The organism is Gardnerella sp. DNF00571G, from assembly GCF_049262695.1.
GTDB lineage: Bacteria > Actinomycetota > Actinomycetes > Actinomycetales > Bifidobacteriaceae > Bifidobacterium > Bifidobacterium piotii.
The window spans coordinates 91,171-103,181 of sequence record NZ_CP058396.1 but is presented as its reverse complement, the minus strand read 5'-3'; the positions used below and the strand labels follow the sequence as shown (position 1 = coordinate 103,181).

Below are 12,011 nucleotides of genomic sequence, written 5' to 3'. Positions count from 1 at the left end.
ATTATGCCAGTCAATCTGCGTTTCTCGTATAACCTACCGCAAATTTTCCTCTTAACTATTTAACTAATGTTTAAAACTGGCATCTTTTATTTCTTATTACCTTTTTTCTTCTATTAACGATGCCAATCTTAAGAGTGGGGTAAAAACCTTGCCGCCAAAATCTGATTGCACTCAAAAAATGGCGGCATTTAGCGCTACTCGCCTTTTGTTTGGCGATGCTGCGCGTCGGCGACCACATCGGCGTGTTGAACTCTACAAATTCCTAACAATATTTACTGTCATTTTTGCAGCAGTATCCGCGTATTCCGATATGTCGAAAGTGTGGAATTCCTCGTATTTTGTGTCTGCATTGTCGCTCATTGCGCGCACAACTAGCGCTGGAACGTCGTTTCTTGCAGCAACGTGAAGAATCGCAGCGCCTTCCATTTCTACAGCATCCGCTTGAGTCGCCTCAATAACTTCCGCCACTTTTTCGGGCGTGTCTACAAAATATCCGCCAGATGCGATTGTTCCCAAAATGTGGTTAATGCCCATCTTTGTTAAAACGCTGTCTGCTGTTTTAAGAAGATAATCGTCTGAATGATATTCGTTTGTAAACGGCTTCCACTGATTAATCATGCGCATGTCAGTGTCTAAATATCTTAATGTTTTTCCAAGAACAACATCATTTGTATGCAAATTTTTATTAAGATTTCCCGCAATTCCCGAAAAGATTACGGCCTGCGGCTTGTACGTATCAATTAAATACTGTGCGGTTGCAGCGGCATTTACAAGTCCCATTCCGCCAACCGTTGCAGCCACTTCGATTTTTCCGCCATCTTCGCATTCAAGCACGCCACAAGATACGTCTAAGCTGGCTGCCTTATTATGCTTAACATTGCTAAGAGAAGCGGCAATGTGCGCAACTTCTTCTTCCATAGCGCCAATAATGGCAATTTTTGTAAACTTAGGCATTCGTCAAATCATCCTTTAGTCTTAATCGTATGTGCTGTATTTAATCTCGCGCGTTGTATTTAATCTCGCGCGTTGCATTGCGTCTAATCAAAAATACGCTTACACAACACATAATAACAAAAGACACGGTTGCAATTTTTAGCGAAGCGCTGCACGTGAATTCAAACCAAGGATTTGTAGCGGGAACATTCAAAAACTCCATGATTTGATTTTGAAGCGCAATAAACCCAAAGAAAGACGCTATTAGCAAAACGCAAATCGTAGAGCCAACAACAAGACGCCACCCGCGCACAAAAACGCAAAGCACAATCAACGTAATAAACGGAACAATAACGCTAAACCATAGTGCAGAACAGGCAACAACAGTGTAGCCTTTGCTGTGAGTGCCGCGATACCACGCAAACGCCAGAAGAAATGCGCCAGCAAGCAAAAGCGCAAAAATCGCGTATCGCGCAATTGGCAGAGCGCGGCTTAAAACGCCATCTTTATCTTGGGGAATATTGTTGTACTCAGGGGCTGGCGATTCGCACATTTTGCACTCCTTTGTTCAAAAATGCTGACTATTTGAGGATTTATTGTAATGGTTTACACCTAAAAAAAAACACGGCGTGTCGCCATACAATCGCACTACAGTTTACATAGATTACGCCAAGTGCGGTAGAGATTCGAAATTTTTCGCAGCGGATGAAGCGTATCGTTAGCGCGGTCTAAGCGCGCTAACGCAGAAACACCCAGCCCTCCTACACACCAAATAGGAATCGCGCAACACTCAAGACTTAAGTCGGCGAGCAGAAACAGACTGCGCAAGCGTGTTAAGCAATCGCGCAGTATCTTCCCAAGAAATGCATCGATCTGTAATAGACTTTCCGTATTCAAGCTCGCTCAAAGGCGCAGGATCTTGGTTTCCGCCTTGCAAGAAGCTTTCCATCATAACGCCTTTAATGCCCTTTTCGCCGTGCGCAAATCGATCCGCAATATCTTGCACAACTTGAATCTGGCGATTCTCATCTTTGCCTGAATTTCCGTGCGAGCAATCGATTACAACGCCATTAGACGCCACGCAATCCGCGCCGAGCCTCAAACGAACCGATGCAACGGCCGCTGCAACAGAAGCCGAATCGTAGTTTGGACCCTTGCTAGATCCGCGTAAAACAACATGGCAATCAGGGTTTCCAAGCGTTTGTACAGCGCACGCGCGTCCAAGATGGTCAATTCCAAAGAAAGTGTGATGCTGACTAGCAGCTAGGCAACCATTGACGGCGGCCGTAACAGAGCCATCCGTAGCGTTCTTAAATCCGACTGGCATAGAAAGACCACTAGCAAGCTGGCGGTGAATCTGCGATTCCGTGTTGCGCGCGCCAATCGCCCCCCAGCTAACCGCATCCGCAATAAACTGCGGGCTAGTCGGCTCCAAAAACTCGGTTGCTGCAGCCAAACCAGCGTCCAAAACGCCAAGAAGCGTGCGACGCGCCAAAAGCAAACCCTTGTGAATATCGTGCGTGCCGTCAATATCTGGGTCGTTAATCAAGCCCTTCCAGCCAACTGTTGTGCGCGGCTTTTCAAAGTAAACGCGCATAACAATCAAAAGCTCGCCTTCGAGCTTTGCGCGCAAATCAGCCAAACGAGACGCGTAGTCAAGAGCTGCAGCGGGATCGTGAACCGAGCAAGGTCCAACGATTACAAGCAAGCGATCGTCATCTCCGTTAAGGCATTCGCGAATCTCATCGCGTGACTCGGCAACAATATCTTGCGCATACGGAGAAAGTGGCAACTCGCCAAGAACTTGAGCAGGAGTGGGAAGCGGCTCCAACTCCAACACGCGACGGTTGATTATACGATCTACTCCAACCTGGTCTTCCCAGCGCTCGAATTTAGACGAGTCAAGCGGATTCATGCCGTTTTCAACAGCTTGCTTGACTGCGCTTGAAATGCGCTGATCAGGCGTAGATTCCATTTGTCACCATCCTATAGAATAAACTGCGCTCAATGCGGCAAGATTTGACGCAATTACAAAGCACTACAAGTTTATGTAGTCGCTCAGACCTGCCTTCGAGCTTAGAGCGTAGCGCAACTCTCCTATTTGATGTTGCGCGAGGTTTGAGTATTTCTCTCCTCGCAGGCGCGACGAACCGCCTTTCCGCTTTTTGTACCAAATTTGGCCTAAAACACGTACAAAACCCGGAAAACAACTACGCATTTTGTACCATATTTGACCAAAAACACGTACAAACTCGGGAAAAACTTCCGCTTTTTGTACCAAATTAGGCCAAATTTGGTACAAAAAGCGGAAAATAACTCACGCGGCTCGGGCGCATTAGAGTAGGCCACAACAGTCGCGCGGTCTAAGCGCGCGACTGTCCTCGCTGCAGCAGAAGCAATGCTTCTGCTCTAAGCAGCTCGGGCGCATTAGAGTAGCTTGAAATTCTAATGATTTCAAGCTAGGCTAATGCGCCCATTGGGTCCCACGCCGGCAAAACAATTGCTGGTTCTTCCAGTGCTTTCTTATATTCCTCTGGCAAAAGAGCCTTAGGCACAGCAACCTCGTACACGTACTCAGTGAACCAATCGTCACTCATCGTAAAGTAACCCTTGTCCGCAATATCCGCGCCCCAAGAGTTCTCAACACGCCAGCGGCGAGTAGTCGTGCCGTCATCCGCAACGTCAACTCCAGCAAACGCCATAGCATGATTCATAGCCGAATCAGCAAAACGCACGCGCTGCTCCTTGTTCAAGTCAAAATCAACGCCATAAACGCGATCATACTCAAACAAATCCGTAGCCCAAGCGCCATTATCGCGATCCATCATAGGGTGGCAATCTGCACCAAACCAAACTGGAATACCCTGCTCAACAAGAATCTTACGCACGCAATCCTTCATAAACTGGTTTGGCACGTTCAAATATTCAGTAGCATCTCCGCCAGCAACATTGCCCAAGTGCTCAATCGCAATCTTCTTGCCCTTTGGATGCTCCGCACGCGGATCGTCCACCAAGCAAACGTAGTCTTCCAAACCAGCAGTAACGTACTTCTTCCAAAACTCAACTGGAGTAATTTCGCCATCACGATGGAACTTTCCGTCCTCGTCTGTCCACTCCCAATCGAAGCTCTTTGGTGGCTCACCCAAGTGAATTGTAAGAATCCTATGACCTGCAGCCATAGTCGTCTCAATAATATTGTCAATATCTGCAGCGTTAGCATACATATGAGCCACAGCTGTGTGCAAGAGCTTTTTAAGCTGAGTATTCATATCTCCAGTGTCTTTAGAAGACTCTGTTTCTGGGTACAAATCCTTAGGAACAGCACCATATTTCTTGTAGATGTTCATAGCCATGGTCCACTGGCCGCCGTCGCCCATAACGTCACTGAGCAAATGCTGCAACAAACGCGAATCAGAAGGTTCGCCAGAGCGAACAAGAGCCGCAACGTCATTTAAGAAGTAGTTGATTCGCTCAAGCTTGTCGAAGTACATTGCGTAGTTCTGCGAGAACTCAAAATCCTTAACTTTAAGCGATTTTTTAGCAACAAATCGCGCAACATTCAAAGAGCTAAATAGCCAGCAGCGACCAGAATGATCTTGATGCCTTGCGTCGCCATTATCCACAACCGTTGAGAATCGGCGCTGCAGCAGGCGAGCGCGGTCGTAGTTTCGCGCCACTTTATCGATTCCTGCAGCCGTAACGCCGTTCATTGCCAAACGATTCAATGGATTTGCGTCAAAATCGTCACGCAAATTTTGCAAAGCTTCGGCACTTAATTCGCAGATCTCAGTCACTGTATAACCTTTCTTGTTTTTCTTGTTTTATGTTTATTTTTTATAGTTTATTTTAGCTTTTTTCGCAAATCTTGCGTCTGCTTGCGACTTTTCTGCGCAAATCACGCCAGAAGCTCACGACTCCTGCGCAATTGCCTCTTCCACTTGAGCCTGAGCATCTTTTCTAGCCTGCTTTTGAGCATCCGCATCTCTATGCTCCGAAGCATCCGCATCTGCAGAATCGCCAGAATGCCCCTGTCCAGAAGCAGCATCTCCAAAATCAAATCCCGAGAATGCGTTTGCAAACAAAGACCTAAGCTCAGTAACGCGCTGCGTGATTTGCGCTTCCCTATGCTGCAACTGCGTTAAGCGCGCCGTCATGCCGTCAAGCTCCTTTTGAGCTGCCGCCCTGCGCTCTTCCACCTGAGCCGTAGCATCTTGCATAGCTTTGCGAACGATTTGCGCAGCTTGAGCATCCGCATCTTTATGCGCTTGAGCAGCATAATCATCCGCATCTTGATGCACAGTTTTTGCGCGCGCAACAAGCGCGTCTGCCTCTTCTTGCGCAGCACGCTCACGCTCTTTTAGACCAGAAATAAGCTCGTTCACCTTTTTTGTGGCCTCTTCTTGTTGAGCTGCAATGTCGTTTCTAATTTGCTCAACTTCTGCACTAACTTGGCTCAGTGTACGCGTACGCTCAACTTGCGCTTCGTCCGCAATCTCCTGGGCTTTTGCAGCAGCCGCATCCGTGATTTCTCCCGCCTTGCGCTGAGCATCCGCCATCATCTTTGTTGCGCGCTCTTGCATATCTGCAAGCTTCTTGTTCGCTTCTGCTAAAGCAGACTCAATTTGATCATTTGTTTCTGCTTTAGCATGTGCGATTTCCGCGTTGGCAGCCGACCTTTGTTCTGCGATTTTTTGCGCTGCATCCGCCTTCAGCTGTGCGATTGCGCGCTCTTGCTCAGACTTTTCGGATGCCATTCGCTTCGTATGTTCTTCACGCGCATTGTTGATTTCTAGCGTTGCAGCATCTTTTTGTGCATTAACATCTTTGCTCGTTGTTTCGCGCAAACGCTCTGAATCCTCTTTCGCAGCGCTCGTCATTTGATTTGCCTTATTGCTGGCTGTAGAGAGTAGCGTATCTGCCTTGGTTTGCGCCTCTTGAAGCAAATGCTCCGCGTCTAATTTTGCGTTATTTAGCAAAGTTCCTGCCTGCGCTTGAGCCGTTTTTTTAATCGACGCAGCGTCTTGCTTTGCGCGCTCAATCAATTGCGCACTCGTTTGTTCTGCCGAAGCAAGTAATTGTTGCGCATTTGCGCCCAAAGATGCAAAAGTATTACCGCTTTTTGCACGTTTTACATTATTTTTTTCTTCTTGCAATTGTGCTTGCAATTGCAAAATTGACTCGTCACTAGATCGCACTTGTTCACGCAACCGCGATATTGTGCGCTCATAGTTGGTAAAGGCTTCGTTGACTTTATCTTTGTCGTACCCTCGCAAAGCAGTTGGGAAACGATCTGGCACCATGTTTATTCCTTTCACAAACCCCCGCACGACTCTACTTATCGTGCACACTCCATCAGCAATAACGCTATCACTTTAGTTGCTAAAACACTCGAGCGTGTCGCGCGAATTACTTGAGCAATATTCCCGAAGATGAAGGTTTCATATAGTAATTTACAGCTTCGCAAATTATGCTTTTTCCAGCTTTTATTTGCGCGTCTAATGGCAGCCCGTGGCGTGCATCATGCAACGCAACCACTGGCGGAAAACTTACAAACCCTGCGATTATGCGCTTTTTAGAATTATTCGACGCCCAATCTAGCAATCTATAAAACAGCGAATTGCAAACGTATGTTCCTGCATCCGAGCTTAGCGTAGACGCAATCCCACTATGAGCAAAATCGTTTAGAATCATTCTTAGCGGCAGCCTAGTCCAGTACGCGGCAGGCCCATTTTCAACGATTTGCACGCTTTGAGGAGTGTGGTTATCTACGTCTGGCTTATTCGCATCCATTATGTTTGTAGCGCATCGTTCTAGTTGCACTCCACGAGCCGCGTGTTTTACGCCTGTTGCAATCACAATATCCGCGTCTTGCGCGTTAATCGTTTCTAAAAGATGCGGCCAAGCGTTTGCAAAGCTGATTGGCAACATTACAGACGTAATTTTTACGCTAACATCTTCTGGAAGATTAAAATCCGATGCTAAATCGCCATTTTTGGCGTGTTCGAGCGCCAGTGGCACTTCGTGCGACGGGTTTACTTCTAAATCCTCGTATGGCCCAAACCCAGAAATCACTACGTTAATTTGATTCATAACAATAGCTTTCTACGCAATAGCTTTGCTTTTTACTTGTCTTTGACTACAAGCGCAAGCAATCGTCCTTCGTGAGATTTTCCTGCAAGACCAGCGCGTCTGTGAGAATACCATAATGGATTTTCCAGCGTACACATTGGGTTTTGCAACGCCTGCAGGCGATTTTCCAGCGCTTCGCCTTCGCCGTCTACCTTACAAATCGTTTGCAACTCTTCATCTTTAGCCAAATATTGTGTGGCAGCAGTAACACGCGGCAAAGCGTCAACAATGTTTGCAACTCCTGCAAGCGCTAAATCAATGCGAGCAGCTTCTGCAATATCAATTCCAAGTCCACCAAAACGCGTTTGCGTTACAGTTTGTGGGTATCGGCGTTCAAAGTCGCGCGCGATTTCTTCGCCAACTTCGTAGCAATCACCACAAATGCATGGCCCCAAAACAGCTGTTATATTCGAGCGTTCGGCTCCCTTTTCGCACATTGCTTCAATAACAGAATCAAGCACGCCATCCATTAAGCCTTTTCTGCCACAATGTGCTGCAGCAATTACGCCAGATTCACTATCTGCAAGCAAAACTGGCAAGCAATCTGCAGCAAACATTCCTAAAGCAAGCGAGCAAGCAGTTGAAACTTGCGCGTCTGCTTCGATTCTAGCGTGTGAATCTGCAAAACCTGTAGCATCAAATCCGTACGGAGTGTTCCACGAATCAACTATTGGATCTGCATCAAATACGCTATTTCCGTGAACTTGGCTAACAAGGCACAAGTCAGATTTAAGCGCGCGTTGCAAAGCACAACGGTTGCTAAACACAGATTTAGCATCGTCACCAGCCTTGCCTCCTAAATTAAGCGAAGCAAACGCACCTTCGGAAATTCCACCTAATCGCGTTGTAAAAACGGCATGAGCGCGTGCGCCAAGTGGCACTGGAATCGTCACTGGAATCGGCAAGCCGTCTTCGTCTTCGTGCGCAAGCGGCATTCCTGCTACGCTAGTTTCTTGCATATTATTCGCTTTCGTTTTGTCTTATTTTATGTAACAAATTATTTGCAATAACAACTTATTCGCTGTAATAAGTTAATCAAAATTAAGTTAACCCAAATAAGCTAATTCTTCGTCGCTTAATTGCAAATCTGCAGCCTTTAAGCTATCTAAAATCGTAGCTGGCCTATGCGCACCTGGAATAACAAAAACGTTGCTGCCCTTTGCAAGCTCCCAAGCCAAAACAACCTGTTGATAGCTAACGCTGTGATCATTTGCCACTTTGCGGAATGGGTCAAAAAGATGCTCGTCGTACGGGTGACGGAACCCTCCAAGAGGACTCCAGCAAACAAACGCAATTCCAAGCTTCTTGCAATATTGCAAAGTGTCTTCGTTTTCTAGATGCACTGGCGAATACTGATTTTGAACAGCAACAAGCTTTTCTCCCAAAATCCCACGCGCAATGTCAATCTGCTCAACAGATGCGTTAGAAATGCCGATTTCTCGCGCGACTCCCTCATCAAGCAGCTGTTGCATTGCTTCAATCGACTCGTTGTATGGAACTTCTGGATCTGGCCTGTGGAAGTAAAGCAAATCAATCGTATCTACACCAAGAGCCATTGCCGACTCTTTAGCGTGCGCAATCAAATGTTCTGGCTTTCCATCTTTACCCCACGTTGGCTTGCCATCTGTAAAGTTGCGGAAGTGACCGACTTTTGTTGCAACAAGAATCGAAGACTTGTCTCCATTCCAGCTTTCCAACGCCTCACGCACAAGCTTTTCGCCAGTTTGTTCCTCGCCGCCCGAGCAATAATACGCCCATGCCGTATCTATATGCGTGCAACCAGCGTTTAGAGCAGCGTGGATTGTTTCAATGCCCATACTGTGCCCAAGATTGTTTTCAATCGTTAGAGGCATCTCGCCAAAACCGATAGCTGTAGTGTTGAACGATCCTAGAGTGCGATTCATGGCCATTTTTGCTCCTGTTCAAATGTTTTAAAAACTGTTTCAAAATGCCCCCAAGCGCAAAAAGCAACTTGAAGGCATTTAGATTTTTTATTTTATATGACTAGGCGCTTATGCGCTTGCATCTTTATCTTGCGATTATCTTGCGATTAGTCCTCGTCAAATGGGTCAAAATCGCGGCGGATTCTGCGACGAGGGCGTTCTGCGCGCTCCTCGCGAGCAGCGCGGTACTCATCGTAGTGGTCGTCGTCTGCAGCGTAGCGCAAATTGCGGTCGCTCACTCTGCGATCCGAGCTGCGACGAGGACGCTCTGCGCGGTCGTCGGAACGATCGGAACGCTCTGCGCGCTCACTTGCACTATCATCTCGCTCGTCGTATCGGTCGTCGCGAGGAGCGCGGCGGCGAGGACGGTCTTCATAATCGTTGTTATCGTAGCGATCGCTTCTGCGATCATCTCTTCTAGAAGAGCGCTCATCGTAGCGGCTGGAACGATCCGAACGATTTTCCCTATCGTCATAACGCGAATCGCGATCATCGCGAACGCTACGGCGGCGAGGACGATCATCTCTATCTCCTCTGTCTCCACGATCATCCCTATCGTCGCGCGGAGCACGCCTACGGTCACTTCTGCGATCATCCCTATCTTCACGATCTTCGCGAGATCCACGACCACGATTTTCACGAGGCGCTGGCGCCGAAGACTCTTGATTCTCAAAACCTGGAATTGCCAAAGAAATCTTGCCGCGCTCGTCTACGCTTTGCACGATTACTTCTACGGTATCTCCCTCTTTAAGCACATCTTCAACGGTGTCGATGCGCTCACCGTTAGCAAGATTACGAATCTGGGAAATATGCAACAGGCCGTCGCTTCCAGGAGTCAAGTTTACGAAAGCACCAAAGCTCGTAGTCTTAACAACCTTGCCAGTAAAAGTCTCGCCAGCCTTTGGAATACGTGGATTTGCAATAGAGTCGATGATTTCCTTAGCCTTTTGAGCAGCTTCGCCACCTTCGGAAGAGATGTACACAGTACCGTCATCTTCAATAGCAATCTCGGCACCAGTTTCTTCTTGAATCTGGTTAATCATCTTGCCCTTAGGGCCAATCACTTCGCCAATCTTATCTACAGGAATCGTAGTTGTAATAATGCGTGGAGCAAATGGGCTCATCTCTGCTGGGCAATCAATGCACTCGTTAATCACTTCAAGAATAGTCGTGCGTGCCTCGTGAGCTTGCTGCAAAGCGGCAGCCAAAATGTCTGCTGGAATGCCATCAAGCTTAGTATCAAGCTGCAAAGCAGTAATAAATTCAGACGTACCAGCAACCTTAAAGTCCATATCTCCAAACGCATCTTCTGCGCCAAGAATATCGGTCAAAGTCTTAAAGATGTGCTTGCCATCAACGTCTCCCGAAACCAAGCCCATAGCAATGCCAGCAACTGGAGCCTTCAAAGGAACGCCAGCAGCGAGCAAGGAAAGCGTAGACGCGCACACAGAGCCCATAGACGTAGAACCGTTGGAACCAATAGCTTCCGATACTTGACGAATGGCGTATGGGAACTCTTCGCGACTTGGCAAAACTGGCACCAAAGCCTTCTCTGCCAAAGCACCATGACCAATCTCGCGGCGCTTTGGAGAACCAACGCGACCCGTTTCGCCAGTGGAGTATGGAGGCATCTCGTAGTTGTGCATGTAGCGCTTGGTTTGTGGGCCAGAAAGCGCATCCACTTGCTGCTCCATCTTAAGCATGTTCAAAGTAGTTACGCCCAAAATCTGGGTTTCGCCGCGCTGGAAGAGCGCAGAACCGTGAACGCGAGGAACAATATCAACTTCTGCACTAAGCGTACGAATATCGCGCAAGCCGCGGCCGTCAATACGGTAATCTTCCGTCAAAATACGACGACGAACAATCTGGCGCTGCAACTCCTTGAACGCATTGCCGAGTTCCTTTTCTTTCTCGGCTTCGTCCATATCGGTAAACTCTTGCGCAATCGCCTCGCGCACGCCTTCTTTAATTTCCGCAATGCGGTCTTGGCGTGGAAGCTTTTCTGCAATAGAAAGAGCCTCGTTCAAATCTGCATGAGCAATCTCATCGATTCTTGCATAAAGCTCATCCGTATACTCTGGGAACAGCTGGAATTCCTTGGTTTCCTTAGACGCAATTCGCTTCAACTCATTTTGCGCTTCGCAAATAACCTTAATGAACGGCTTTGCGGCTTCTAAGCCTCCAGCTACAACTTCCTCATCTGGCTTAATTTGACCCTCATTATAAATCAAATTCCAAGCATTCTTACCAGCGCCAGCTTCGATCATTGCAATCGCAACATCGCCATTTTCAATAACGCGACCAGCAACAACAATCTCAAATACAGCGCGCTCACGCTCACTCCAACGAGGGAATGCAACCCACTGGCCATCAATCAAAGCCAAACGCACACCAGAAACTGGACCTTCAAATGGCAAACCAGAAATCATAGTAGAAGCAGATGCAGCGTTCAAAGCAATAACGTCGTAAGCATCATCTGGATTAATCGCCAAAATCGTTTCTACAACTTGCACTTCGTTACGCAAAGTGTGTGGGAAAAGTGGGCGCAATGGGCGGTCAATAATACGGCACGCAAGCGTTGCCTCATTTGACGGGCGTCCTTCTCTGCGGAAGAAAGATCCTGGAATCTTACCAGCAGCGTACATTTTTTCTTCCACATCAACAGTCAGTGGGAAGAAGTCATAGTTTTCTTTTGGACTAGATCCTGCAGTCGTCGTCGACAAAATCATGGAATCGTCATCCAAGTATGCGGCAACAGCACCATCCGCCTGCTGAGCGAGGCGACCTGTTTCAAAACGCAGCGTGCGCTTTCCAAATGAACCATTATCAATAACGGCTTCTACAGCCTTAATTTCGGGACCCTCCACGGGTTCCTCCTTTTCTTAACTTACCTAATCAACCAACATGCGTCGTCATTGGCAGACTCGCTTTTTTGTTACCTTTGCCTAACATCCGCGCGAATCTTTGCAAAATGCATAACCAACATTTCGTAGTTTTTTGTTTCGG

9 protein-coding genes are annotated in these 12,011 nt (G+C 47.5%); all 9 read right to left on the bottom strand.

Going from position 1 to position 12,011, the window contains the following annotated elements:
- Positions 1-252: 252 nt before the first annotated feature.
- Complete coding sequence (gene mtnN / locus HXT30_RS00450; RefSeq protein ID WP_020973538.1) at positions 253-954, bottom strand: 5'-methylthioadenosine/S-adenosylhomocysteine nucleosidase; 702 nt, start codon at positions 952-954, stop codon at positions 253-255.
- A gap of 40 nt (positions 955-994) precedes the next feature.
- Positions 995-1,486: a hypothetical protein gene (locus tag HXT30_RS00445; protein WP_116285485.1), complete on the bottom strand. Its 492-nt coding sequence runs from the start codon at positions 1,484-1,486 to the stop codon at positions 995-997.
- A 237-nt stretch (positions 1,487-1,723) separates the two neighbouring features.
- Entirely contained in the window at positions 1,724-2,908 is a 1,185-nt protein-coding gene (locus HXT30_RS00440; RefSeq protein ID WP_116285483.1) for a 3-deoxy-7-phosphoheptulonate synthase, read from the bottom strand.
- 484 nt (positions 2,909-3,392) lie between these two features.
- On the bottom strand, positions 3,393-4,727 hold the full coding sequence (locus HXT30_RS00435; RefSeq protein ID WP_016636470.1) for a C1 family peptidase: 1,335 nt from the start codon (positions 4,725-4,727) through the stop codon (positions 3,393-3,395).
- A gap of 114 nt (positions 4,728-4,841) precedes the next feature.
- Positions 4,842-6,233 carry a hypothetical protein gene (locus HXT30_RS00430; RefSeq protein ID WP_016636471.1) on the bottom strand — a complete coding sequence of 464 codons (1,392 nt, stop codon included), beginning with the start codon at positions 6,231-6,233 and terminating at the stop codon, positions 4,842-4,844.
- 106 nt (positions 6,234-6,339) lie between these two features.
- Positions 6,340-7,023 (bottom strand): pyroglutamyl-peptidase I, encoded by a 684-nt coding sequence (locus tag HXT30_RS00425; RefSeq protein ID WP_415701255.1) that lies wholly within the window; start codon positions 7,021-7,023, stop codon positions 6,340-6,342.
- A 32-nt stretch (positions 7,024-7,055) separates the two neighbouring features.
- On the bottom strand, positions 7,056-8,021 hold the full coding sequence (locus tag HXT30_RS00420) for a polyphenol oxidase family protein (RefSeq protein ID WP_422111581.1): 966 nt from the start codon (positions 8,019-8,021) through the stop codon (positions 7,056-7,058).
- 87 nt (positions 8,022-8,108) lie between these two features.
- The gene (locus HXT30_RS00415) at positions 8,109-8,972 is read right to left on the bottom strand and encodes an aldo/keto reductase (RefSeq protein WP_422111580.1); all 864 of its coding nucleotides are present in this window, start codon (positions 8,970-8,972) and stop codon (positions 8,109-8,111) included.
- A 140-nt stretch (positions 8,973-9,112) separates the two neighbouring features.
- Entirely contained in the window at positions 9,113-11,872 is a 2,760-nt protein-coding gene (locus HXT30_RS00410) for a polyribonucleotide nucleotidyltransferase (RefSeq protein ID WP_119529153.1), read from the bottom strand.
- Between the last annotated feature and the right edge of the window lie 139 nt (positions 11,873-12,011).